This is a genomic window from Mannheimia haemolytica (assembly GCF_004342115.1).
Lineage (GTDB): Bacteria > Pseudomonadota > Gammaproteobacteria > Enterobacterales > Pasteurellaceae > Mannheimia > Mannheimia haemolytica.
Window position 1 is genome coordinate 16,316 of the sequence record NZ_SMAC01000020.1, and the last position, 24,951, is coordinate 41,266.

Here is a 24,951-nt window from a genome sequence, read left to right on the forward strand (position 1 = left end):
ATATGCAAACACAGCCTTCACTTACAATAACCAATGCCCGATTTTCACTGGTTAAACAACATAAACTCACGATTGACGCCTTACAGATCCAACCCAATGACTTTTGGGTGGTCGTAGGCGGAAACGGTTCAGGCAAAACAGCTTTTTCACTCGCTTTACAGGATAAAATCTCGCTCTATTCCGGCGACTATGGTAATTCGTTCCAACATATTCAGCTCCTCTCTTTCGAGCAACAACAAAAAATGTTGGATCAGATTTTCAAAGATCGGAACAACGATAGTGTCTCGCCCGATGATTTCGGCTTAACCGCACGACAAGTAATTTTAAATGGCAGTCCAAAAGAGGCATTATGTGAGGAATATGCCCACAAATTGCATATTCAACATCTGCTTGAACGCCCGTTTATGCACCTTTCCACCGGTGAAAGCCGCAAAGTGCTATTTTGCCAAATGTTAGTGAGCGAGCCGGATTTATTCATTTTAGACGAACCGTTTGAAGGGCTGGATCAGCAGTCGGTGCAATATTGGCAACAACTGATTGCCGAACTACAAAGCAAAATGGCGTTAGTGCTGATTGTAAATCGTTTTAACGATATTCCTGATGCTGCCAATCATATTGCGTTATTAGATAATTTATCATTAATTCTGCAAGGAGAGCGAGCAGAAATTGAACAACAAGCGGTCTATTCTCAGCTAAAATTTGCAGAACAGAATGTGAACGTTCCTTTGCCTGAAAGTGCCGCTCCACTGAACAGTCTGCCCGAAAACATCAATCCGTTTGAGCTGGAAAAGGTGACTATCCAATACGGCGAAAAGAAAATTTTAGACAACCTCAGTTGGACGGTTGAGCCAAAACAACATTGGTGGATTAAAGGCCCGAATGGAGCTGGGAAATCGACCTTGCTTTCGATTATCACCGGCGATCACCCACAATCTTATGCCAATAAAGTCCGACTATTTGGCAAACAACGGGGAAGCGGCGAAACCATTTGGGATATTAAGAAAAATATCGGCTATGTCAGCAGCCAGTTGCATATGGATTATCGGGTAAATTGCTCCGCAATGGAGGTCATTCTTTCTGGCTTTTTTGACAGCATCGGCGTGTATCAACAAGTGCCGAATGCCTTGCAATTAAAAGCAATGGAATGGTTGGAACGCCTCAATTTAAGCAATGTTGCCAAAAAGCCGTTTCGCTCTCTCTCGTGGGGGCAACAACGCTTACTTTTGATTACCCGAGCAATGGTGAAACACCCATCAATTCTGATTCTAGACGAACCGTTACAAGGTTTAGACGGCATTAACCGCAAATTAGTCAAACAGTTCATTGAACAATTAGTGACTAACAGCCAAACGCAACTGCTTTTTGTTTCGCACCAAGACAGCGATGCTCCAAATTGCATTACGCATTTATTTGAGTTTGTACCGAAAGGAGAAACCAACGAGTTTGGGTTTGAGTATCACCAAACTGCACTTGGAGCATAAATGAATTTTCTTACCCATTCGCTGATTTCACTTGAAATTGACACCCAAACCAAGCAACAGACCCTATATGGCAACTTTGCCGGTGATTTCTATAAAGGTTTAATTCCGCATCTCAATTTAGCGGATAACTTAAAAAGCGGTGTGGTGTTACACCGCTCGATTGATAAGATTTCGGACCGACCGGACAGCCTCACAACCCAATTACTCCAAGGCACATTCGGGCGTTATAAAGGCATTGTGTCGGATATTATGATCGACCATTTTCTCGCTAAACATTTCCAACGGTTATTTGCTAAAGATTTAAATGAGGTACAAGCACAGATCTTTCAGCAAATCGAACAACAACGCACGATTTTTCCTGAACAATTTGTGCCGATGTTTAACTGGTTACAGTCACGAAAAGCATTAACTCATTATGCCGATTTAGATTTCTTAGAACAGGTATTCTTGGGAATGTCATCAAGAGTTAAGAAAGGTGAGATTTTAAGAAATGCTGTAACCGAAATTTGGCAGAATTATACTCTTTTAGAAGAAGCCGCTATTCAGGAGTTTTTTACTGTAAAAGACAGGGCTACTCAAGAACTTAGTTGAATACTTTAGTCGGTATCTTGGATATTCTTGAATTTATCGATCTTTTCTCTTATCCTGTCTGATAATAATTCTCAAACATTACATTTTTATGCAAACAACGCTCTCTCCCCAACAAATAGCTAAAAAGCACCGAACTATTGAAAAGAACGCAGTTTTTTATTACTCTTTTTCTTACTCATTTGTTTACTCAGCCTCATTTTCGATATTATGACAGGCCCTTCCCTGCTTCCGTTTAATGAAGTTTGGAAAGCCTTATTCCAATTAGGCGAAATTGAAGAAACCACCAAAGTGATTGTCTATGAGCTACGCTTACCAATGGCAATAATGGCATTGGTGGTTGGAGCAGCACTTGGTGTTGGCGGAGCTGAAATTCAAACTTTGCTTAATAATCCAATGGCAAGCCCTTATACATTGGGTTTAGCAGCTGCAGCCGGCTTTGGTGCTTCGATTGTGATTGCCTTTGGTGGATTTGGTTTACCCACCGAAATTTCTGTACCTGTCGGGGCTTTTGTGATGACACTATTTTCTTCCGCCATTTTATTTGCCTTTTCCTCTTTAGGACGTTTTAGCTCGGCAATATTAGTGCTGGTAGGAATTGCCTTATTGTTTTTATTTCAGTCTTTACTGTCATTGGTGCAATTTATTTCTGCACCTGAGGTATCCCAACAAATTCTGTTTTGGCTATTCGGTAATTTAACTAAAGCTACTTGGCAGACTATCTCAATTGCCTTTGGCGTAACTACAGTCTGTATTTTATTATTATTCAAAGATGCGTGGAAATTAACTGCCTTGCGTTTGGGCGAAGCTCGAGCATTGAGCTTAGGCATTAACTTAACTTGGTTACGAATGAAAACATTGCTGATTGTGTCTGTAATGACAGCCACCTGCATTAGCTTTGTAGGCATTATCGGCTTTATTGGCTTAGTTGCCCCGCATATTGCCCGAATGTTGCTAGGCGAAGACCAACGCTTTTTCCTGCCCGGTTCAATGTTAGTGGGTGCGGCATTTTTATCGATGTCATCCGTGCTATCAAAAAGCCTTGTGCCGGGCGCATTATTTCCGGTCGGTATTATTACGGCATTAGTCGGTGTGCCGTTCTTTTTCTGGATTGTATTGGCGAAACGATAAGGATTTTCTATGCTCAACTTAAACGATGTAACTATTAAGCGTGGAAACTTAGTGGTGGCTGATAAAATCAATCTACATTTTGAACAAGGCAAGATCTATACTTTACTTGGCCCAAATGGTGCGGGTAAATCTTCTCTCCTTAAAACTCTATTTGGGGAAATTGCTCATCAAGGCACAATTGATTTTGACGGTAATAAATTAACCTCAAGCCACTTGCATAGTTGGCGTAAAGAAATTGGCTATATGCCACAAGACACACAGGTAGAGGCCTCACTCAGTGCCTTAGAGGTTATTTTATTAGGGCAACTTGATAGCCTGAATATGTATATTAGCGATGAATTACTCAATGAAGCCGTTGATATTATGGATAAACTCGGTATTTCACATCTAGCTCATCAAGATATTATGCGGCTAAGTGGCGGGCAACGGCAAATGGTAATGTTCGCACAAGTATTGCTACGTAAACCACACATTCTGCTGCTAGATGAGCCTGTCAGTGCGTTGGATATGTATCATCAAATCAACTTACTTGAATATGTGAATGCCTACACTCGAGCGAATAACCTAATTACAATTATGGTGCTGCACGATTTAAGCCTTGCGGCTCAAGTGTGATGCTATTAAGCGAGGGGAAAATTCACGCACAAGGCAGAGCTTGTGATGTGTTGGAATGCGATATTATTCAGAGACTCTATAATGTCAATATTGAGATTTTATATGATGGAAACGGCTCGCCGATTATCCGCCCGCTTCGCAAATGTTTAAATATTGATTGCTGTTTGAACCGCAAATAGTAAAAGCGAATACAAGCGGTCATTTTGCAAAATAAATCTGCAAAATGATCGCTTGTTGTTTTTATTTCAGTTGCATAAAGAATGTGCCTTTTGGCGTAATTGGTAAGTAGTTGTTGTGGAAATCCAAATACGTTTTTTCAGGATCGATATCTTTAAACAATTCAGGATAAAGTGCTTTTGCCATAAATTGAGCACTCGCTAAATCTGAAATTGAGCGAGAAGCTGTATGATATAAACCATAAACACGCCCTGATTTTACCGCAGGTAACTCTTTCCAACCTGTACGCTCAATAAAGCCTTTTAAGCGTTTTTGAGCATCGGCTTCTTCAATATTAATCCCCATCGACATAATCTCAGGGTTAGTGTCGTTGCCTAGTTCCGTACCTGAAATCATAATCACATCAGGTTTAGAAACTAACACCTGCTCAGGGTTAATCTGCCCCCAGTTTTCTACAAACGGGGCACTAATGTTATCGCCTCGCACCGTTTCGGCAATCGCTCCCCACATATTTTTACCAAAGGTAAAACTATGCTCTTTCGGGCCTTTATTACCAAATTCAGCATAGATTTTCGGCTTACTTACTTTTGCATTATCAATACAGCTCTGAATATCAGCAATGCCCTCTTCATACTCTTTGGCAATTTTCTCCGCTCTCTCTTCAGTGCCTGTAAGCTGACCGAAAACTCTCACGCTTTTTGTATGGTTTTCAACAGTTTGCTTGTTGAAATCTACTACTACAACAGGAATGCCAGCTTGCTCAATGCGTGGAATTTCACTAGCTAACGCTTGATATTGAATTTCAGGTAGCACTAACACATCTGGTTTTAATGCGATGGTTTTTTCTGTTGAAAAAGTACCACTATTCACATAGCCAAGATCGGCAATGTTTTTTAGATTTGGCATTTTTTCTGCAAATAATGCCCAACTGCCTGGGTTGAACTTTTCCCAAAACTCTCGTGAAATCCCTACTACCTTATCGAAATTTTCAACACCGGTTACCGCAATATAGTCAGGGTAATAGAAAGTCAGTGCAACACGTTTAGCAGGCACATCAACTTTGACCTCACGCCCTAATACATCAGTGATGGTTTTAATTTCGGCATTGGCAGTTGCACCAAAAGCAAGCAATGTGGCAGCAAATACGCTGTTTAATAGTAATTTTTTCATTGGAACTCCAAAAAGAAATGGAAAGTTGAATTGTAACTTTCTATAACAAATAGTCAATGAAAATAATTCGCAACAACGAAATTATCTATAGAAGAGTAAATTAGAAGAGATTACAAGCGGTTTAATTTTGCTAAAACTTTGCAAACCACAAAAACAAAGGGCAAATAATATTCGCCCTTATCGATTTTATTTCACCAATTCGCCTTTCGCTTGTAAATCCGCGTGGTAAGAAGAACGCACGAACGGTCCGCAGGCTGCGTGTTCAAAGCCCATTTTTTCAGCTTCCTCACGGAACATATCAAACTCTGCCGGTGGCACATAACGTTCCACTTTTAAGTGGTGGCGGCTTGGTTGTAAGTATTGCCCGATGGTGAGCATCGTCACGCCGTGGTCTCGTAAATCTTGCATTACTTCCAAGATTTCTTCGTTGGTTTCACCTAAGCCTACCATTAAGCCGGATTTGGTCGGAATATGCGGGAACTCTTGCTTGAAGATTTTCAATAATTCCAACGACCATTTGTAATCCGCTCCCGGACGAACTTCACGATAGAGACGTGGCACATTTTCTAGGTTGTGGTTAAAGACATCAGGTGGATTTTCTTTGAGAATTGCCACCGCTTGCTCCACACGTCCACGGAAATCAGGCACTAAAATTTCAACCTTACAATGCGGATTTAAGGCTTTGATTTCACGCACGGTCGCAGAGAAATGAGCCGCACCACGGTCGGGCAAATCATCACGATCCACTGAGGTAATCACCACATATTTGAGTTTCATATCTTGCACCGTTTCTGCCACTTTGCGAGGTTCGTCCGGGTCAAGCGGAAGCGGTTTGCCGTGTGCCACATCACAGAACGGGCAACGACGGGTACAGATTGCCCCCATAATCATAAAGGTTGCAGTACCGTGGTTAAAACATTCGTGTAAATTCGGGCAAGAGGCTTCCTCGCATACCGAGTGCAAGCCGTGGCGACGCATACCGTTTTTAATGCTATCAATTTTTGCCGAATTTGCCGGCAGTTTGATTTTCATCCACTCCGGTTTTTTTAAGAGTTCTTGATCCGGGTCGATATTACGCACCTGAATCACAGAGGTTTTGGCGGCATCACGATATTTCACCCCTTTTTCCATTTTGAAAGGGCTCATTTTTTTCACTGTAGCAGTTGCCGTCGTTTGAGCTGTCGATGTAGCCATTACTGTGTTTTATCCTAATTGTTAATAATTTGTTGGTTATTATAGCCTAAAATTGTGCTGAAATGAGCCACTAATTTTGGAGCAACCTCTTCGCAACGCAAATCAGGGCGATGAACCAGTTCACTTAATTGGCACATTTCCAGCCCTGCATAACCGCACGGATTGATGTTTTGAAAAGGCGTTAAGTCCATATTGATATTTAATGCCAAACCGTGGAAAGAGCAACCTTTTCGAATTCGTAAACCAAGTGAGCAGATTTTCTTGCCGTCCACATACACCCCGGGTGCATCGGCTTTTGGATAACTTTCTATGCCATATTCTGCCAACGTTTGTACCACGGTTTGCTCAAGGGCAGTCACTAAATCTCGAACCGACACTTCTTTACCCAAGGATTTCAGCCGTTTGATATCAATCAGCACATACATAATTTGCTGCCCCTCGCCGTGGTAAGTAATTTGACCGCCACGGTCGCTTTGCACCACCGGAATATTGGTTGGATTTAACAAATGCTCCGGTTTGCCTGCCGATCCTTGCGTAAACACAGCCGGGTGCTGAACCAGCCAGATCTCATCATCGGTATTCTCATCACGGCTATCTGTGAAAGATTGCATTTGGTGCCAAATTTCTTCATAAGGCTGAATGCCTAGTTGGCGAATTATTAATTTCATTTTCTATTTTCCAACATCGCTTTATTGAAAAATTGAGGGCGAATGTCATTCGCCCCTCGCATTATAATACCATTCTTACGCCATTAATTTTGGCAAGTTCCGTGTAGAGAGTTTCTACTTGCTCAATATTTTCCGCCACAATATCAATCGAAACGGAATTATAGGTACCTTTTGAGCTTTTTTGCTGACGTGGATTGTAATCGCCTTTGGCATATTTTTGCGTGACCACTACCACATCATCAACCAAATCTTCTCGGTTTGCTCCCACCACTTTGAACGTGAAATGACACGGAAACTCTAGCAGATCTTTTAATTTGGCTTGAGGTAAATCTTGTAAGTTTATCGCTTTGGGTTGAGACATTTTTGATCCTTATTCTATTCTTTCTTCGGGGGGCGAAAAATTTTTCGCCACTACACTTTTTATACATTCATATCTAAAACGGTAAGCGGTGAAATTTTGCAAATTTTTTGCAAAATCACACCGCTTGCATTGCTCCCTAGATGGGGATAAAAAGGCAAATAACAAGATTAATCGAACAAGCTCTTCACAGTAAGGGCAATCCAATCCCACGCTTTGCCGAAAATACCGGCTTCCGGTACATCTTGTAAGACTTGTAAGTTAGTGCTTGCAACATCTTTGCCGTCAAGTTGGTAGATCATTTTACCCACTACCTGCCCTTTTGCTAAAGGAGCTTCGAGGTTTTTCTTCTCTAACTCATAACGGGCTTTTAAATCTGCCGAGCGACCTTTCGGGATAGTCACAAAGCTATCTTGCACCGAGCCTAATTGTACTTTATTGACTTCACCGTAATAGACACTTTGCTCTGCCACCGATTGAGCTGCCGGAATAGATTTAATGGTTTCAAAGTTCGCAAAGCCCCATTGCAGTAATTTCTTACTTTCCACTTCACGCCCTTTATAAGTTGGCACGCCCATCACTACAGAAATTAAACGTGTATTCGGGTTAATTGCTGATGCGACTAAGTTATAGCCGGCTTTATCAGTATGCCCTGTTTTCATACCATCAACTTGAATGGTTTTATCCCACAATAATCCGTTGCGGTTTGGTTGTGGTTTTTTGATGTTATATTGGAACTCTTTTTCCGCATAAATTTTATACTCTTCCGGCTGATCACGAATAATATGCGAACCAATAATCGCCATATCACGAGCAGAAGAATATTGCTCAGGGTCATCTAAACCGTGAACAGTGGTAAAGTGAGTATTCTTTAAGCCAAACTGTTGGGCATATTTGTTCATTTCATTAATGAACGCCGCTTGTGAGCCTGAAACATGTTCAGCAAGCGCCACAGAGGCATCATTACCCGAGACGATAATCAGCCCTTTCATCAACTCACCTACTGAAACTTTGCTGTTTAAATCTAAAAACATTAATGAAGAGCCGGGGAATTTTTGCGCCCACGAATTTTCGGTGACTATCACCATATCACTGTTTTGCACTTTTCCCGATTTTAGGGCTTCACCAACTACGTAGCTAGTCATCATTTTGGTCAATGATGCAGGATATTGACGTTGATCCGGATTTAGGCTCACTAAAACTTCACCGGAGTTGTAATCCATCAAAATATAGGTTTGTGCGTTGATCTGGGGCGCCGATAAATTGAAGTTAGTGTTTAAATCCGCATAGGCAATGCTTGAAACCGCAAAACCTACCACGCTCATCGCTTTCACTAATGTTTTTTTCATATTCCCTCTTAAATTAATTCATTACATAAAACTGATTAGTCGATCCCAATTTTGACTTATCAACAATCGCAATTTTCACTCTTGCCGTCCCCGAATGGTGCATACCGATTTTTTTCGCTGCGGCTGATGATAAATCCAAGACCCGTGCGTGAGCATAAGGTCCGCGATCATTTACACGCACCACCACAGAACGACCATTTCGTAAATTCGTCACTTCAATTAAAGTACCAAATGGTAAAGTTCGATGTGCAGCCGTCATTTTTGCGTTATTGAAAGTCTCCCCATTAGCGGTTCGGCGACCATTAAAGTAATTTGCATAATAGCTGGCAACACCAGTCTGGAAATGTTTTTTGACCAGTGGCTTATGCTGCTTTTTTACCAATTTTTTCTTAGCGGTTACCGTTTTCTTGACAACCTTGCGAGCCAGCTTTTTTGTAGATTTAATCGGCTTAGTTGTAACAGTAGAAATTGTTTTCTTTTTTGTAGCTTTAGCCACTACTTCTTTTTTCTTAACTTTAGAAATACCTACTTTTTTTATTGCTTTAGAAGTTGCTTGCTTCTTGGCTAAAATACTCGATTTAGCTTTTGTATTCTTTGTCGCAGCCAAAGAATTTAATGAACTAAATGTCAGAAATCCAGCTAACAACAGGGTTACAATTTTACCTAATCTCATATAAGTTTTTTCCTCTATGTGGATGTCGTTATTGTTTGTAACGATGATCGTTTCACTGCTTTTTGATACCGCAAAAAAGCAAAAGTTTAATTTATTTCAGTTTATCATAAGGATTATTACTACCTACACGCTTACGGTGAACATAGGTTGACATCATCAAACCAAATGCCGCCATCAGCGTCACATAGGAGGTTCCGCCGTAACTGAAAAGCGGTAATGGTACACCGACTACGGGTAAAATACCACTCACCATACCAATATTTACAAAAACGTAAACAAAAAATAGAAGGGCTGTACCACCTGATAATATACGCCCGAAAGCAGAATCCGATTTTGTGCCAATCACTAAACCTCGGGCAATAATAAACAAATAAATCGCTAATAAAATCAGCACACCTATCATACCATGCTCTTCGCTTAACACTGCAAAAATAAAATCGGTATGCGGTTCAGGTAAAAATTCAAGCTGGGATTGCGTTCCTTCCATCCAGCCTTTTCCATTAATGCCACCAGAGCCTATCGCAATTTTGGATTGAATAATATGATAGCCGGCACCCAACGGGTCTTTATTAGGATCAATTAAGGTCATCACCCGGGTTTTTTGATAATCGTGCATTAAGAAAAACCACATTATCGGGATAAAACCGGCTAAAAACACCACACCTGCGCCAATTAATTTCCAACTTAGCCCTGCCAAAAATAAAACAAAAATACCGGCAGAACACACTAAAATAGATGTTCCCAAATCGGGCTGAATTGCCACCAATAAGGTTGGCACAATAATAATGGCTAAGGCGATAAAAGTATCTTTAAAACTCGGAGGAAGCGGCCGCTTACCTAAATAAGTGGCTACCATCAGTGGCACAGCGAGCTTGGCAATCTCAGAAGGCTGAAAGCGAACAAATCCTAAATTCAACCAACGTTGCGCTCCTTTACTGGTTTCGCCGACCAAATCCACCAAAATCAATAATATCAGACAGAAAATATACAGATAAGGCGAAACTTTTTGATAAAAGCGAGGAGGTACCATTGCCATTATCAACATTAGCCCAAGCCCTAGCGAAACTTGAATCAGTCTACTGGTAAACATCCGCTCATTTGCACCGCTTGCGCTATATAGTACTAATAAACCATAACCGGTAATAGCTAATAATCCTGATAATAAAAGGAGATCGAGTGAAAAAATTTTCCAGAAAAGTTTTTTAAAGCCACTATTCATGATGTTCCTCTGTGACAAGCGGTTTATTTTGCTCAGAATTTTGCGAATCCGGCTGTTCACCAATGCCTTTTCTCAAAGCATAATCCATAATCTGACGAGCAACAGGAGCCGCGGCACTACCACCACCGCCTGCATTTTCTAAAATTAATGCCACCACTATTTTAGGTTGTTCATAAGGAGCATAGCCGATAAACCAAGCGTGGTCGTGCAACTCTTTTTTAATCGCATTTTTATCGTAATTTTTACCGTTTAAGTTAAACACCTGAGCCGTACCGGTTTTCCCTGCTGAATGATAAAATGCACCGGCAAACACTTTTCGTGCCGTACCGTTTGCGGCGTGGTTTACGTTATACATTCCCTGTTTTGCTAAATTCCAATAGACATCCGGCACGCCTTTAATATCTTCATACAACAATGGGTCTTGATACGGCGTAACCGAATTACTGCTTTGCACTTCAAGCATTAAATGCGGTGTATTCACCCGCCCGTTGTTGATTAACACCGCCGTGGCTTTCGCCAACTGTAACGGGGTCGAAATCCAGTAGCCCTGCCCAATCCCAACCGGAATAGTATCGCCCTGCACCCAAGGTTTTTTATAGCGTTTTTGTTTCCATTCACGGGTTGGCATTACCCCTGCGGATTCCTCAAAAATATCGATACCGGTTTTCACTCCGAAACCGAATTTTTTCATCCAATCCGACATTTTATCAATCCCCATTTTATAGGCTAATTGATAGAAAAAGGTATCAGACGATTCGGTAATTGCTTTATTCACATTAGTTGCACCGTGTCCGCTACGTTTCCAATCTCGATAACGTTGTGTAGTGCCGGGCAAAATCCAATAGCCGGGGTCTGAAATGGTGGTAGAAGGGGTAATCATTCCCTCTTCCAAACCTGCCACCGCCATAAATGGCTTAATAGTTGAAGCCGGTGGATAAGTGCCTTGTGTAGTACGGCTATAAAGTGGTCGGGTTGGATCGTCCAATAATGCTTTATAATCCTGCCCTGAAATACCGCCCACAAATAAATTATTGTCATAACTTGGGTTTGAGACCATCGCTAAAATACTGCTATCACGAGGGTCAAGCACCACCACCGCCCCTTTATGCTTAGCAATTAACGACATCACATATTGCTGTAATTCCACATCAATACTCAAGCGAATACTGCTACCGGCAACCCCTGCTTGGTCACGCAATTTACGGATTACTTTCCCTCGGTTATTAATTTCTACCTCTTCAAAACCGGTGACACCGTGGAGCTGATCTTCATAGAATTTTTCAATCCCCAATTTCCCCATATCGTGCGAACCGGCATAATTGCCGAATTTCCCGGCTTCTTGCAGCTTTTTCTTATCGTTTTCGTTAATTTTCGCCACATAACCGATAATATGGGTTAAAAGCTCGCCGTAAGGATAATTCCGCTTATAATACGCCTGCACATCTAAACTTGGAAAACGGTATTGGTTCACCGCAAAACGAGCCATCTGAGCCTCATTCAAATTGCCTTTGAGCATAATTGGGGTATAGCGAGAACTGCGTTTTTTCTCTTTATGATAATTCTCGATATCTTCGTCCGTCAGCCCAACAATATCCTTCAACTCGGTTAAAGTCTGCTCAATGTTTTCCGTCTTTTCAGGCACAATAAACAGCCCGAAATAGGTTAAATTTTCCGCCAATACTTTACCGTTACGGTCATAAATTAAGCCTCGAGCCGGTGGCACAGGCAACAATTTAATGCGGTTACCGTTTGAACGGGTTTGGTAGTCCTCATAATTCACCACTTGCAAGTGATACAAGTTGGTTAATAAAACACCACTTAACGCCAACACCCCCAGAAACGCAACTAAGGCACGGCGGGCATACAGATTGCTTTCTGCCTGCCCGTCTCGCACCTTTTCTCGCTGGTTTGAAGCTGTGAATTTTGCTAATTTACCAAACATATAACACTATCTAAAATGACTCACTACTCTCGATGATAAGGGTGATTAATGGTAACCGACCACGCCCGATACAAACTTTCCGCCACCACCACCCGCACCAGTGGGTGAGGTAAGGTTAAAGGCGACAACGACCAACTCTGCTCGGCAGCGGCTTTGCATTCCGGTGATAATCCTTCCGGGCCGCCAATCAATAACGCTACATCTCGCCCATCGTTTTTCCAGCCCTCTAACTGAGTGGCTAACTGCTCGGTTGTCCACGCTTTGCCCGGAATATCCAAAGTCACGATTTTTGCCTTGCCCGCTGCCGCCAACATTGCTTTGCCTTCAAGCTCAAGAATGCGTTTAGTATCAGCATTCTTGCCCCGTTTTCCTGCCGGAATTTCCACCAACTCAAACGGCATCTCTTTCGGAAAACGGCGTTGATACTCTTCAAACCCTGTCGTTACCCACGCCGGCATTTTAGTGCCAACCGCAATTAATTGAATTTTCATCTCTCTTTCACTTACAAGCGGTTTAATTTGCAAAAAATGTTGCAAAAATCACCGCTTGTCGTTCCTTATTGAACTGCTACGCCCAAAGTTTCTCTAATTGGTACATCTCACGGCTATCGGATTGCAACAAGTGAACCATTGCCTTCCCAAAATCGACCACGATCCAATCGGCAACTGCTTTACCTTCATCTCCAAATACCTCGAACCCAGCCTGTTTTGCTTCCGTAATTAAACGCTCTGCCGTTGAAGCAACGTGACGGCTCGATGTACCGGTGGCTAAAATCATCGTATCAGTAATGCTAGATTTCCCTTTCACATCAATGGCTAAAATATCTTGTGCCTTTAAATCATCTAAGGTTTTGGTTAAAAATTCGACTAAATTCTGTTCCACGTTTCTCTCTCTCATCTTATAAAAACGTAGAATTTTAACATAGATTGAACGGATAAAAGAAAGAAAGCGGTCATTTTTGCAAGATTTTTTGCAAAAATGACCGCTTGTTACTTACTCTAAAATGCCTAACTGCTTCCAATACTATGGCATATTTGCTTTTGTTTTACCTATTTTTTGAGTCGTAGAATAGGGAGTCGATAAATAATCAATGCTATCAAAATCAGGCTGCAACCTAGCCATTTTGTCGCACTAAGTTGTTCCCCCAATAACATCACGCTCAATAACAATGTCCAAACCGGCTCAAGTAACATAATGAGTGCAGAAGTACCAATATGGCAATATTTTTGCCCCAGTGTTTGCATTAAAAAACGTAAATTTGTCGCAATCAATACACTTGCGGCAAACCAGAGCCACACTTCGGTGGGAATCGGGAAATGCCAACTTTCCATAAAATAGGAATACAAGCTACAGACCGCACCGACTATCGCCAATTGGATAGTAATTAATGGAAACAATGAGACTTGTTTGGCGTATTGATTATTTAACACAAAATATAACGCCCCAAACACTGATGACACCAGAAAAATCGTACTGCCTAAGGAAAAATGAAAGATGCCTTTCTCCGCAGAAAGAAAGTAAAGCCCACTTAATGCAATGGGTAAGGCTAACCAAAAAATCTTCGGTGGCGTATGTTTGAATATCAACCAAGAGAGCAAAGGAGCAATCAGCATCGCAAGGCTCACCAAAAAAGCCCCTTCACCAAACACTGTACTAAAAGCCAGCCCCAATACCCAAAAAATAGTATAAATTCCGTAAGTAAGACCGGTAATCACCGAATATTTAACTTGAACCTTATCTAAACGATACAGCTCTCGGTAAGAAAAAGGCAGAAGAATCAAAGAGGCTAATATAAAACGCCCTCCCATAAAGCCAATAGGCGGTAATCCAACTAAAGCGTGTTTAGAGAAAAACCACCCCGCTGCAGCAATAAAGGTAACGAGAAAAAGGATTATTTCGCCGAAATATTTTTTGAACATATCAAACTATAAAATGCCCTCTACAGTAGAGGGCATTATAATAAATAAGGCTAATCGTTAAAATAGACTTTCTTAAGTGCCAACTCCAATCCACGGAACTCCGCTAATCCTCTTAAACGACCAATCGCAGAATAGCCTGGGTTGGTTTTTTTCTTCAGATCATCGAGCATTTGATGGCCGTGATCCGGACGCATTGGAATTAAGCGGTGATCGCCATTTGCCTTGCGGCGATACTCTTCGGTAAGTAATGCTTTCACCACGCCAAACATATCGACATCACCGGCAAGATGATCCGCTTCGTGGAAACTTTGTGGATTTTCTTCACGTTGGGTAGCTCGTAAGTGAGCAAAATAAATGCGATCTGCAAACTGCTCTGCCATTTTGACCAAATCATTCTCGGCTAATACGCCGTATGAACCGGTACAGAACGTGAAGCCATTGGCTGCAAGCGGTTGAGTTTCCACAAACCATTGCATATCTTCTATGGTTGAAACAATGCGTGGCAAGCCTAAAATCGGGCGAGGCGGATCGTCAGGGTGAATCGCCATACGAATGCCCACCTCTTGTGCAACCGGCACAATCTCATTTAAGAAATAGGCTAAATGGGTACGGAATTTTTCAGCCGAGAGCCCTTGATAGCGGTCAAGCTGTGCTTGGAATTCTTCGAGCGTATAGCCTTCCTCAGACCCCGGCAAACCGGCAATGATATTTTTGGTTAATTTTGCAATATCAGCGTCACTCATCTGCTCAAAATAGGCTTTGGCTTCGGCTTGTTCTGCTGATGAGTAAGTGGCTTCCGCTCCCGGGCGTTTTAAGATATATAACTCAAACGCCGCAAACGCCACTTGGTCAAAACGCAATGCTTTTGAGCCGTCAGGCATTTCATACTCCAGATCGGTACGAGTCCAATCTAACACCGGCATAAAGTTATAGCACACCGTATCAATGCCGCAGCTTGCCAAATTACGCAAGGTTTGCTTATAGTTATCAATCCATTGCTGATAGTTGCCGGTTTGAGTCTTGATTTCTTCGTGAACAGGCACACTTTCTACCACCGACCAAGCCAGCCCTTTTTCAGCTAATAATGCCTTACGTTTATTAATTTCCTCAACCGACCACACCTGCCCATTAGGAATATGGTGCAACGCTGTCACAATCCCCGTTGCCCCTGCTTGTCTTACATCATCTAAAGATACTGGATCGTTTGGTCCATACCAACGCCATGCTTGTTCCATAGTAAACTCCTCATCTAATTAAAAATTAACAGCCAAAGGGCTAACATTAAACAGATAACCATCAAAATTCGGATCGTCTAAATCCGATAATTCAAACAGCTTTTGTTTTACATTTTCCAAATGCTGCCACATCATTTTTCGAGCCAATACAGGATCTTTTCGCTGTATTGCCGCAATAATATTTTCGTGATCTTTTAACCATAACGTGCGGTAACTTTGATCGGGAATATGTGAATGTAACCCTTTCCACATCGGACTATTGGTTCGATACTCCCATAAATCTTTTTGCATACGGATAATCACTTCATTTTGCGTTATTTCAGCAATCGCTTTATGAAAATCTTCATCTGCAACATAATCTTCATCACCGTGTTCTAAGGTCCTGCGTTCACGCTCTAAAATCTCTTTTAAGTGTAAAACATCTGCCCGAGTGGCTTGAATAGCAGCAAACTCGGCAATACTACTTTCTAATAGCTGCCTTGCTTGCAACAGTTCAAAAGGACCAACATCAGGCAACTCTTCTGTTTCCTCAGCATTTGATTTGGGTAAATTAATCACATAAACACCGGAGCCTTTACGCACTTCAATTAAATTTTCCAGCTCAAGCATAATCAGTGCTTCACGAATAACGGTACGGCTGACATTAAAGTAATTAGATAAATCACGCTCCGGCGGTAATTTATCCCCTACTTTGTATGCACCACTTAATAATTCTGCTTTTAATTCTTGCCCGATTTTTTTATAAGAGCGTAGATCTTCCGCTGCCATTATTTTGTTTCTCTATAGTATTTTAAAAAGGTTTACCAAAATAGCACATTACATACTAAAAGACCAAGAAACAACAGTAAATTAAAGCATATTTTAGTTAAATTTAACAAGAGGTAAACCAGTGTGTCGTGATTTTGTGATCTATATCACAAAATTACTAACAATTGGTTTACCAGTTGTAAAAGTGGTAGTATATTTGCCATACTTTAATCACCCCTGATAGGAGATAAGCAATATGAATGTTTCAAAAAACCATAATTTCAAAGATAAAGTTGTCGTTATTACGGGAGCTGGAGGTGTGCTCTGTGCATTTTTTGCACAAGAAATAGCAAAAACGGGTGCTAAAGTAGCTCTATTAGATATTAACCTTGAATCAGCAGAAAAATATGCACAGGCTATTGTGCAAAATGGAGGAGCAGCCAAAGCTTATAAAACCAATGTGCTTGATTTAGAAAGTATTCAGCAAACTCGCAATGCCATCAACAAAGACTTTGGTACTTGTGACACATTAATTAATGGTGCAGGAGGTAATAGTCCTAAAGCCACCACCGATAATGAATTTCATGAATTTAACTTAACTGATAGTACAAAATCATTCTTTGAATTAGATAAAAGTGGCATTGAATTCGTATTTAATCTCAACTATTTAGGTACATTGCTACCTACTCAGGTATTTGCAAAAGATATGATTGGTAAAAAAGGAGCCAGTATCATCAATGTATCAAGCATGAATGCCTACACCCCTCTTACTAAAATTCCTGCTTACTCTGGAGCTAAAGCAGCCATCAGTAATTTTACTCAGTGGCTTGCCGTTTATTTCTCTAGGGTAGGAATCCGCTGTAATGCAATTGCCCCTGGCTTTCTAGTTAGCAACCAAAATAGAGGGTTACTTTTCGATAATGAAGGAAACCCTACTCCTAGAGCGAATAAAATTTTAACTAATACCCCAATGGGACGTTTTGGTGAAGCGAATGAATTGATTGGGGGAATTTTATTCTTAATGGATGAAAATTATTCCAGCTTCATAAATGGTGTGGTATTACCGATTGATGGAGGTTTCTCCGCTTATAGTGGAGTATAGGAGAATCTCATGACAATATTTACACCTAAGCACAACTTTATTGTATGCATTGATTCGGATGGATGTGCAATGGATACAATGAACATTAAGCATGAGGAGTGTTTTGGCCCCTCTGCTGTTAAAGTTTTTGACATTACCGATAGAGATCGTTTTATTGAAATTTGGGATAGAATCAATCTGTACTCTCAAACACGCGGCATCAACCGATTTAAAGGGTTGGTTATTTCTCTGGAAGAGTATGGGTATGACAAAAATTTCAGCCAATTAAAACATTGGGTAAATACAACTTCTGAATTATCTAACCGCTCGCTTATTCAAGCTATACAAGAGCACCCTTCTCATGATCTTCAACTTGCATTGATGTGGTCAGAAAAAGTCAATATTGGGATTAAAACTCTACATACACAAGATAGACCATTTCGTTTAGTAAAACGCTCTCTTGCTATTATTAAAGAATTTGCTGATATCGCCGTAGTAAGTTCTGCAAATAATGAAGCAATTATTGATGAGTGGACACGGCATGGTTTACTGCCTTTTGTTGATCTTGTTTATGGGCAAGATGAAGGAACAAAAACTCACTGTTTAAACCAATTATCACAATATGGATATCAGCCAAATCATATTTTAATGGTTGGAGATTCTCCTGGGGATTTAAATAGTGCCAATGAAGCTGGGGTCAATTTCTTCCCTATATTATGTGGAGATGAAGATAACTCCTGGAATCAGTTGGTATTAGAGACATTAGGAAAATTGGTTTACCAAAAATTCACTCTTCAATATCAATCTCAATTAATTGCAAAATTCAATGCGAATCTAACCGCTTGATCCCGTATTTCACGGTTTTGAAGCGTAAATAGGAGAAATTATGTCTGTTGATTTAACAAAAAAACCTTATTACTTAAAAGATGAAGACATTCAATGGGTAAACAGCACTATCGCTAATATGACTCTAGAAGAAAAAATAGGACAACTTTTTGTGAATATGGGATCGAGTAGAACAGAGGAATATCTCACTGATATTTTAAACCGCTACCATATTGGTGCAGTACGTTATAACCCAGGTCCGGCTGAAGAAGTTTATAACCAAAACTATATTTTACAAACCAAAAGCAAAATCCCTCTATTAATTGCGGCTAACACTGAAGCTGGAGGTAACGGTGCTTGTAGTGATGGAACGGAAATTGGTTTACAGGTCAAAATTGGTGCAACAGGTGATGCCAAATATGCTTATGAAATGGGGCGTGTAGCAGGTATTGAGGCAGCCGCTATTGGCTGTAACTGGAGTTTTGCACCTATCGTTGATATTAGCTATAACTGGAGAAATCCAATTATTTCTAACCGGGTTTTTGGCTCTAATCCAGATAAAGTACTGGAAATGTCCTTAGCTTATATGAAAGGCATTCAAGAAAGCGGAATTGCGCCAACAGCCAAACATTTCCCTGGAGATGGGGTCGATGAAAGAGATCAACACCTTTCTTTTAGCGTAAACAGCTTCAGTTGTGAAGAGTGGGATAACTCTTTTGGAAAAGTCTATCAAGGTCTAATTGATGCCGGTTTACCCTCAATAATGGCTGGTCATATCCATCTACCAGCTTACGAGCAACATTTTAACCCTAATTTATCGTATGAAGACTGTTTACCCGCAACACTTTCAAAGCCAATTTTAACTGATTTATTACGAGGTAAATTAGGTTTTAACGGGGTTGTTGTAACAGATGCAAGTCATATGGTTGCAATGACATCCGCTATGAAACGCAGTGAAATGCTGCCGAAAGCGATTGCAGCTGGTTGCGATTTATTCCTTTTCTTTAATGATCCTGATGAAGATTTTGATTATATGATGGCCGGCTATAAAAACGGCATTATTACAGAAGAACGTCTAAACGATGCTCTTACCCGTATTCTAGGATTAAAAGCAAAATTAGGATTACATAATCGCCCGAAAGAAACATTACTTGAACCTAAAGAACAAGCACTGGCAAAAATAGGTTTACCAGAACATAAAGTGATCTTCCGTGATGTCGCAGATAAAGCAATCACATTAGTGAAGAATAAACAAGATATTTTACCTATTAATGTTGAGCGTTTTCCAAGAGTCTTACTTGTGAATGTCAAAGGCACAGATGGTGGATTCGGTAAAATGGTTGCAGGTAGCCAACGTAGCGCAACAGAAATCCTAAAAGAAAAACTGGCAGAAAAAGGGTTTACGGTCTCTATTTATACATCACCTATGGATAATATCCTCAAAATGTCAGATGAAGAGCAAGTGAATACCATCCGTAATGAATACTCGCAAAAACGCCCAATTACAACATTAACCGATCACTATGATCTCATTATCAATGTTGCAAATGTTCAAATGAGTACTGTTCAGCGTATTGTATGGCAAGCTACCAAAGGAACACCTGATATTCCATTTTATGTGCATGAAGTACCTACAATTTTCGTTTCCGTACAATGCCCATTCCATTTAGTTGATGTTCCACAAGTAAAAACTTACATCAATGCTTATGATGGTAAAGAGCCAACAATAGAACTGCTAGTCGAAAAATTAATGGGTAATTCTGAGTTTAAAGGCGTTAGCCCAGTTGATGCATTCTGTGGTTATAAAGATACCCATATTTAATCCATTATTCCTAATAAGGAGTTCTTCATGAGTTCAGTACAAAGACCTTTTGGTCTAAAGGATAAACTTGCTTATATGGCAGGAGATATTGCCAATGACCTCAGCTTTATGATGTCTGCATTCTTCTTAATGCTGTTTTATACCAATGTATTACAAATCGAAGGCTATGTTATCGGTATTTTATTTTTAGTCTCTCGTATCATCGATGCTTTTACTGATGTTGGTATGGGGCGATTGGTTGATACAATTAAGCCTTTCAAAGAAGGGCGGTTCAGAGGGCTGTTACGCAGAACATCGCCATTTGTTTGTATCTTTGGCTTTTTAATGTTTTTACACGTCGTGAAAGATTGGGCATATGAAGCAAAACTTATCTATGTATGTGTGACCTACATTATTTGGGGAAGCTTTGCATATACAGCAGTAAATATTCCTTATGGCTCAATGGCCACTGTTATCAGCAACAAACCAGAAGATCGCGCATCACTTTCCGTATTTCGTGCAATAGGTGCTAACATTGCCCTACTATTTATCTCATTGTGTATCCCATTGGTAATTTACCAAGAAGTTGATGGTAAACAGGTCATTCAGCCTGAAATGTTTACTATTGTGATGGGAGTGTTTATGGTGATCGCATTTCTCCTCTATCAATACTGCTGGCTCAATACCTGTGAACGGGTGCAGTTACCTGAAAAGGAAGGAAGACGCCACAACAATGCTGATTGTTTATCCGATGTAAAGAGTATCTTTACCAGCCTATTTAGTAATAGACCGTTAATGATCTTCATTTTAGTTGCGATTATTCTGTTATTGGCAAATCTACTGATCGGCACAATGAATCCCTATCTCTACGTTGATTACTTTAATAACAAACTCGGATTATCTATCGGAGGAATGCTGCCTGTGATCGCCTCATTTGTAGTAGCCCCCTTTGCTCAACGTATTGTCAAACGCTTTGGCAAAAAAGAGTCTGCCGCAATCGCGCTACTCTTCACCGGTGTAGTTTATCTCGCTCTCTTTTTCCTAAAATTGGAAAATGTTTGGATCTATTTAGCTACCGCTCTGATTGCATTGCTGGGTTTAAACTACTTTATGGTTGTGATCTGGGCTTTCATTACGGATATTATTGATGCGCAATATCTTAAAACAAATAAACGAGAAGACGGTACGATTTATGCGGTTTACTCGTTTGCACGCAAAATCGGGCAAGCGCTTGCTGGTGGTCTCGGTGGTTTCGCATTAAGTTATGTCGGCTATGTCGCCAAAGCACCAAGCCAAAGTCAGGAGACTTTAAATGCGGTCTATAATGTTGCCACACTAGTGCCGGCAATCTCTTGTATTATTATTTTCCTGCTGCTGAAATTTGTTTATCCACTCTCCAAAGAAGTGGTCGATAACAATGTCGCAGAATTAGAAAAACGTCACCATTAACCTATTGGGGTAGGCAATAACACCTACCCCTACTTTGTTACCAATCAATCTCGAGCTAAATATGAAACAATTTTTATGTGAAGACTTTTTACTCTCAACTCCAACGGCACAAAAGCTCTATCACGACTATGCCAAAGATCAGCCGATTTTTGACTACCACTGCCATTTAAACCCAAAAGAAATTGCGGAAAATCGCCAATTTAATGATTTAGCCGAAATCTGGCTGGAAGGCGATCACTACAAATGGCGGGCAATGCGTTCTGCCGGTGTGGAAGAGCGTTTAATTACAGGCGATGCTGATAAATACAGTAAATACTTAGCCTTTGCACAAACTGTGCCAAAATGTATCGGCAACCCGATTTACCATTGGACGCATTTAGAACTTCGCCGTCCGTTTGGGATTACTGACACGCTGTTTTCGCCACAAACTGCAGAAAAAATTTGGCATCAAGGCAAAGCATTACTGCAACAGCCTGAATTTTCCGCCCGTGGCATTATGCAACAGATGAATGTGAAATTAGTCGGAACTACTGATGACCCGATTGATTCTTTGGAATACCACAAAGCGATTGCGGAAGATAGCACCTTTGACATTGAGGTTGTGCCAAGTTTCCGACCTGACCGAGCATTTAAAATCGAACTGCCGCTGTTTAATGACTACATTGAGCAGCTCGGTAACGTTGCGGATATTGAAATCAACAGCTTCGATCAATTAAAGCAAGCACTACTAAAACGGATTGAACATTTCGATCAGCAGGGGTGTAAATCCGCCGATCACGGCATTGAAATCGTACGTTTTGCCGCTATTCCTGATGAAACAAAACTTACCCATATTTTGCAAAAAAGATTGCAAAATCAACCGCTTGCAGAAGAGGAAATCGCACAATTCAGCACGGCATTATTAGTCTGGTTAGGCACGGAATACCACAAACGCAACTGGGTGATGCAAATGCACATTGGGGCAATCCGCAATAATAACAGCCGTATGTTTAAGTTACTCGGGGCAGACAGCGGATTTGACTCCATTGGCGACCGCACCTTTGCCGAGCCACTCTCCCGTTTATTAGACAGTATGGATCAAACTGATCAACTTCCGAAAACCATTTTATATTGCTTAAATCCGCGTGATAACGAAATGCTCGGTAGTATGATCGGCAATTTCCAAACCGGCGGCATTGCTGGCAAAATCCAATTGGGTTCAGGCTGGTGGTTCAATGATCAGAAAGATGGAATGGAACGCCAACTGCAACAGCTTTCACAATTAGGTTTGCTTAGCCAATTTGTCGGTATGCTAACCGATTCCCGTAGTTTCTTATCTTACACCCGCCACGAATACTTCCGCCGTATTCTTTGCGAAATGATTGGTGGCTGGGTTGAACGGGGTGAAGCACCGAACGATCTGAATTTACTTGGCAATATGGTAAAAGGTATTTGCTACGGTAATGCAAAACGTTATTTCAAATAGGAGATAACAATGAAAAAAATCGCTCTAATTGGCGAATGTATGATCGAACTCAACGGCGAACCCTTTGGCAATATGCGACAAACCTACGGCGGTGATTCTCTCAACACCGCTACCTATTTGGCTCGGGTGAGTTCGCCTGAACAGATTGAGGTGCGTTATATTTCTGCTCTTGGTACGGATAAACTCAGTCAAGGTATGTTGGCAGCGTGACAAGCACCGCCAGCCGGGGCTGTATCTGATTCAGTTGGATAAGCAGGGCGAGCGGACATTCCTGTATTGGCGAAATCAATCTGCCGCCCGTTATTTGTTGCAACACCCCGACTATTCAAAAGCACTCTCGGCGTTACACGAGGTGGATATGGTTTACTTGAGCGGTATCAGCCTTGCCATCTTGCCGGAAAACGACCGCACTTTGCTGATTGCACAGTTGCGTGAGCTCAAAACACAAGGGGTGAAAATCGCCTTTGACAGCAATTACCGGCCGAAACTGTGGGAAAGTGTGGCTGCTGCCCAAGCTCACTATGCCGAGCTGTTGCAATTAGTCGATTTAGCTCTCGTGACCTTTGATGACGAGCAACTGCTTTGGGGCGATATGAATGAGCAAGCCACCTTTGACCGTCTGGCTCAATATGGCATTCATACCATTGTGGTGAAACAAGGCTCTCTGGGGGCAACGGTGTTGCAAAACGGGGAGCGTACTTTTGTGCCAACTGTTGCGGTAGAGAAGGTGGTCGATACCACTTCCGCCGGCGATTCCTTTAATGCCGGCTTCCTTAACGGTTACTTATTGGGTAAAGATGTCGTTACCTGTTGCCAACAAGGAAATGCCGTTGCCGGTATCGTCATTCAGCACAAAGGGGCGATTATTGCCAAATCCGCCACTACTCATTTGAAATCGCAGTTTGAACAATCCATTTAGACCAACAATAGCACAACGACAAGCGGTTAAATTTGCAAAATTTTTTACAAAAGCGACCGCTTGCAATACAACATAATGAGGCTAGAAATGCGTTACACCACCGAACAAATCATTGAAAAATTAAGACAACTGAAAGTTGTTCCCGTGATTGCTTTGGATAAAGCAGAAGATATTTTACCGCTGGCGAAAACCCTTTCCGAAAACGGTTTGCCGGTGGTGGAAATCACTTTCCGCTCAGAAGCAGCTGAAGAGGCAATTAAATTAGTGAAAGCCAACTATCCGGAAGTATTGATTGCAGCAGGCACAGTGCTGACCAAAGAGCAAGTCTTAACTGCCAAAAACGCTGGAGCGGATTGCATTGTGACTCCGGGTTTTAATCCGACTATCGTTAAGTATTGCCAAGTGTTAGGTTTGCCTGTTACACCGGGTGTGAACAACCCGATGGCGATTGAAGCCGCCCTCGAACTTGGCATACAAGCAGTTAAATTTTTCCCTGCCGAAGCCAGTGGCGGCGTGAAAATGATTAAAGCCCTGCTCGGCCCTTACGGCAACTTACAGATTATGCCGACCGGCGGCATCTCGCCACAAAACATCAACGACTACCTCGCCATTCCCAACGTAGTCGCCTGCGGCGGCTCTTGGTTTGTGGAGAAATCCCTGATTAAGGAACAGAAGTGGGAGGAGATTGGGAAATTGACGAAGGAAGTGGTTGAGTTGGTGAAATAACCATTTAAAGTTCCAAGCAATGAGCTATTTTCTACCCAAAATAGATCTCTTTCCTCTTATTTACAAAGCATAACAAATATTGCATACTTTATTTAGTAGCATATAGTAGGTATATTTAAAGCTATATATTTAACTTAATGAAAAATATAGCAAAACAACCTCAAAACTCTTAACTAAAGGCTATTGAAAAATAGCCTTTTCTATTCAAATAAAAGATAG

General features: G+C 41.2%; 21 protein-coding genes and 3 pseudogenes. 11 read left to right on the top strand and 13 right to left on the bottom strand.

What is annotated here, in order from left to right; genetic code table 11:
* Window positions 1-2: 2 nt before the first annotated feature.
* From modF to EDC41_RS08380, 4 genes and pseudogenes are all read left to right on the top strand, one after another.
* Window positions 3-1,481 (top strand): molybdate ABC transporter ATP-binding protein ModF, encoded by a 1,479-nt coding sequence (gene modF, locus EDC41_RS08365; RefSeq protein ID WP_006251145.1) that lies wholly within the window; start codon window positions 3-5, stop codon window positions 1,479-1,481.
* A complete protein-coding gene (locus EDC41_RS08370) occupies window positions 1,482-2,072 on the top strand; it encodes an acyl carrier protein phosphodiesterase (RefSeq protein ID WP_006251144.1) in 591 nt (196 codons plus the stop codon). It abuts the gene before it with no gap.
* 88 nt (window positions 2,073-2,160) lie between these two features.
* Window positions 2,161-3,200: pseudogene (locus tag EDC41_RS08375) on the top strand (FecCD family ABC transporter permease).
* A 9-nt stretch (window positions 3,201-3,209) separates the two neighbouring features.
* Window positions 3,210-3,994: pseudogene (locus EDC41_RS08380) on the top strand (ABC transporter ATP-binding protein).
* Window positions 3,995-4,055: 61 nt separating this feature from the next.
* Here the strand turns inward: EDC41_RS08380 and EDC41_RS08390 are convergent.
* The 13 genes from EDC41_RS08390 to EDC41_RS08450 form a co-directional block, all read right to left on the bottom strand.
* Entirely contained in the window at window positions 4,056-5,162 is a 1,107-nt protein-coding gene (locus tag EDC41_RS08390) for an ABC transporter substrate-binding protein (protein ID WP_006251140.1), read from the bottom strand.
* A gap of 186 nt (window positions 5,163-5,348) precedes the next feature.
* A complete protein-coding gene (gene lipA / locus EDC41_RS08395) occupies window positions 5,349-6,356 on the bottom strand; it encodes a lipoyl synthase (RefSeq protein WP_006248226.1) in 1,008 nt (335 codons plus the stop codon).
* Between the two features lie 14 nt (window positions 6,357-6,370).
* Window positions 6,371-7,024, bottom strand: coding sequence for a lipoyl(octanoyl) transferase LipB (gene lipB, locus EDC41_RS08400; protein ID WP_020830971.1), 654 nt, complete (start codon window positions 7,022-7,024; stop codon window positions 6,371-6,373).
* A gap of 61 nt (window positions 7,025-7,085) precedes the next feature.
* The gene (ybeD, locus tag EDC41_RS08405; protein ID WP_006248228.1) at window positions 7,086-7,385 is read right to left on the bottom strand and encodes a DUF493 family protein YbeD; all 300 of its coding nucleotides are present in this window, start codon (window positions 7,383-7,385) and stop codon (window positions 7,086-7,088) included.
* Between the two features lie 167 nt (window positions 7,386-7,552).
* Window positions 7,553-8,731 (bottom strand): serine hydrolase, encoded by a 1,179-nt coding sequence (locus EDC41_RS08410; RefSeq protein ID WP_006248229.1) that lies wholly within the window; start codon window positions 8,729-8,731, stop codon window positions 7,553-7,555.
* Between the two features lie 13 nt (window positions 8,732-8,744).
* The gene (locus tag EDC41_RS08415; protein WP_006248230.1) at window positions 8,745-9,404 is read right to left on the bottom strand and encodes a septal ring lytic transglycosylase RlpA family protein; all 660 of its coding nucleotides are present in this window, start codon (window positions 9,402-9,404) and stop codon (window positions 8,745-8,747) included.
* A 91-nt stretch (window positions 9,405-9,495) separates the two neighbouring features.
* Complete coding sequence (gene rodA, locus EDC41_RS08420) at window positions 9,496-10,623, bottom strand: rod shape-determining protein RodA (RefSeq protein WP_006248231.1); 1,128 nt, start codon at window positions 10,621-10,623, stop codon at window positions 9,496-9,498.
* A complete protein-coding gene (gene mrdA / locus EDC41_RS08425) occupies window positions 10,616-12,565 on the bottom strand; it encodes a penicillin-binding protein 2 (protein ID WP_006248232.1) in 1,950 nt (649 codons plus the stop codon). The genes rodA and mrdA overlap by 8 nt, the downstream gene beginning before the upstream one ends.
* A 23-nt stretch (window positions 12,566-12,588) precedes the next feature.
* Window positions 12,589-13,056 (bottom strand): 23S rRNA (pseudouridine(1915)-N(3))-methyltransferase RlmH, encoded by a 468-nt coding sequence (gene rlmH, locus EDC41_RS08430; protein WP_006248233.1) that lies wholly within the window; start codon window positions 13,054-13,056, stop codon window positions 12,589-12,591.
* Window positions 13,057-13,132: 76 nt separating this feature from the next.
* The gene (rsfS, locus tag EDC41_RS08435; protein ID WP_006253161.1) at window positions 13,133-13,447 is read right to left on the bottom strand and encodes a ribosome silencing factor; all 315 of its coding nucleotides are present in this window, start codon (window positions 13,445-13,447) and stop codon (window positions 13,133-13,135) included.
* Window positions 13,448-13,614: 167 nt separating this feature from the next.
* The gene (locus EDC41_RS08440; protein ID WP_006251133.1) at window positions 13,615-14,484 is read right to left on the bottom strand and encodes a DMT family transporter; all 870 of its coding nucleotides are present in this window, start codon (window positions 14,482-14,484) and stop codon (window positions 13,615-13,617) included.
* A gap of 50 nt (window positions 14,485-14,534) precedes the next feature.
* On the bottom strand, window positions 14,535-15,719 hold the full coding sequence (gene uxuA, locus EDC41_RS08445; protein ID WP_006253160.1) for a mannonate dehydratase: 1,185 nt from the start codon (window positions 15,717-15,719) through the stop codon (window positions 14,535-14,537).
* 18 nt (window positions 15,720-15,737) lie between these two features.
* A complete protein-coding gene (locus EDC41_RS08450) occupies window positions 15,738-16,487 on the bottom strand; it encodes an FCD domain-containing protein (protein WP_006251132.1) in 750 nt (249 codons plus the stop codon).
* A 235-nt stretch (window positions 16,488-16,722) separates the two neighbouring features.
* Here EDC41_RS08450 and EDC41_RS08455 point away from each other — a divergent pair, with 235 nt between their 5' ends.
* From EDC41_RS08455 to EDC41_RS08485, 7 genes and pseudogenes are all read left to right on the top strand, one after another.
* A complete protein-coding gene (locus EDC41_RS08455) occupies window positions 16,723-17,568 on the top strand; it encodes an SDR family oxidoreductase (protein ID WP_006253159.1) in 846 nt (281 codons plus the stop codon).
* Window positions 17,569-17,637: 69 nt separating this feature from the next.
* Entirely contained in the window at window positions 17,638-18,393 is a 756-nt protein-coding gene (locus tag EDC41_RS08460) for an HAD family hydrolase (protein ID WP_006253158.1), read from the top strand.
* 40 nt (window positions 18,394-18,433) lie between these two features.
* Window positions 18,434-20,194 (top strand): glycoside hydrolase family 3 protein, encoded by a 1,761-nt coding sequence (locus EDC41_RS08465; RefSeq protein WP_006253157.1) that lies wholly within the window; start codon window positions 18,434-18,436, stop codon window positions 20,192-20,194.
* A 27-nt stretch (window positions 20,195-20,221) separates the two neighbouring features.
* On the top strand, window positions 20,222-21,622 hold the full coding sequence (locus tag EDC41_RS08470; protein ID WP_032844920.1) for an MFS transporter: 1,401 nt from the start codon (window positions 20,222-20,224) through the stop codon (window positions 21,620-21,622).
* Between the two features lie 61 nt (window positions 21,623-21,683).
* On the top strand, window positions 21,684-23,087 hold the full coding sequence (uxaC, locus tag EDC41_RS08475) for a glucuronate isomerase (protein WP_006253154.1): 1,404 nt from the start codon (window positions 21,684-21,686) through the stop codon (window positions 23,085-23,087).
* Window positions 23,088-23,096: 9 nt separating this feature from the next.
* Window positions 23,097-24,006, top strand: a pseudogene (locus EDC41_RS08480) (sugar kinase).
* 87 nt (window positions 24,007-24,093) lie between these two features.
* The gene (locus EDC41_RS08485; RefSeq protein WP_006251124.1) at window positions 24,094-24,732 is read left to right on the top strand and encodes a bifunctional 4-hydroxy-2-oxoglutarate aldolase/2-dehydro-3-deoxy-phosphogluconate aldolase; all 639 of its coding nucleotides are present in this window, start codon (window positions 24,094-24,096) and stop codon (window positions 24,730-24,732) included.
* The last annotated feature ends 219 nt before the right edge of the window (window positions 24,733-24,951 follow it).

Excerpts from the sequence above, each read along its gene's own strand:
- modF (WP_006251145.1), top strand. The coding sequence starts at position 3 with ATGCAAACACAGCCTTCACTTACAATAACCAATGCCCGATTTTCACTG.
- EDC41_RS08370 (WP_006251144.1), top strand. The coding sequence starts at position 1,482 with ATGAATTTTCTTACCCATTCGCTGATTTCACTTGAAATTGACACCCAA.
- EDC41_RS08390 (WP_006251140.1), bottom strand. The coding sequence starts at position 5,162 with ATGAAAAAATTACTATTAAACAGCGTATTTGCTGCCACATTGCTTGCT.
- lipA (WP_006248226.1), bottom strand. The coding sequence starts at position 6,356 with ATGGCTACATCGACAGCTCAAACGACGGCAACTGCTACAGTGAAAAAA.
- lipB (WP_020830971.1), bottom strand. The coding sequence starts at position 7,024 with ATGAAATTAATAATTCGCCAACTAGGCATTCAGCCTTATGAAGAAATT.
- ybeD (WP_006248228.1), bottom strand. The coding sequence starts at position 7,385 with ATGTCTCAACCCAAAGCGATAAACTTACAAGATTTACCTCAAGCCAAA.
- EDC41_RS08410 (WP_006248229.1), bottom strand. The coding sequence starts at position 8,731 with ATGAAAAAAACATTAGTGAAAGCGATGAGCGTGGTAGGTTTTGCGGTT.
- EDC41_RS08415 (WP_006248230.1), bottom strand. The coding sequence starts at position 9,404 with ATGAGATTAGGTAAAATTGTAACCCTGTTGTTAGCTGGATTTCTGACA.
- rodA (WP_006248231.1), bottom strand. The coding sequence starts at position 10,623 with ATGAATAGTGGCTTTAAAAAACTTTTCTGGAAAATTTTTTCACTCGAT.
- mrdA (WP_006248232.1), bottom strand. The coding sequence starts at position 12,565 with ATGTTTGGTAAATTAGCAAAATTCACAGCTTCAAACCAGCGAGAAAAG.
- rlmH (WP_006248233.1), bottom strand. The coding sequence starts at position 13,056 with ATGAAAATTCAATTAATTGCGGTTGGCACTAAAATGCCGGCGTGGGTA.
- EDC41_RS08440 (WP_006251133.1), bottom strand. The coding sequence starts at position 14,484 with ATGTTCAAAAAATATTTCGGCGAAATAATCCTTTTTCTCGTTACCTTT.
- uxuA (WP_006253160.1), bottom strand. The coding sequence starts at position 15,719 with ATGGAACAAGCATGGCGTTGGTATGGACCAAACGATCCAGTATCTTTA.
- EDC41_RS08450 (WP_006251132.1), bottom strand. The coding sequence starts at position 16,487 with ATGGCAGCGGAAGATCTACGCTCTTATAAAAAAATCGGGCAAGAATTA.
- EDC41_RS08455 (WP_006253159.1), top strand. The coding sequence starts at position 16,723 with ATGAATGTTTCAAAAAACCATAATTTCAAAGATAAAGTTGTCGTTATT.
- EDC41_RS08460 (WP_006253158.1), top strand. The coding sequence starts at position 17,638 with ATGGATACAATGAACATTAAGCATGAGGAGTGTTTTGGCCCCTCTGCT.
- EDC41_RS08465 (WP_006253157.1), top strand. The coding sequence starts at position 18,434 with ATGTCTGTTGATTTAACAAAAAAACCTTATTACTTAAAAGATGAAGAC.
- EDC41_RS08470 (WP_032844920.1), top strand. The coding sequence starts at position 20,222 with ATGAGTTCAGTACAAAGACCTTTTGGTCTAAAGGATAAACTTGCTTAT.
- uxaC (WP_006253154.1), top strand. The coding sequence starts at position 21,684 with ATGAAACAATTTTTATGTGAAGACTTTTTACTCTCAACTCCAACGGCA.
- EDC41_RS08485 (WP_006251124.1), top strand. The coding sequence starts at position 24,094 with ATGCGTTACACCACCGAACAAATCATTGAAAAATTAAGACAACTGAAA.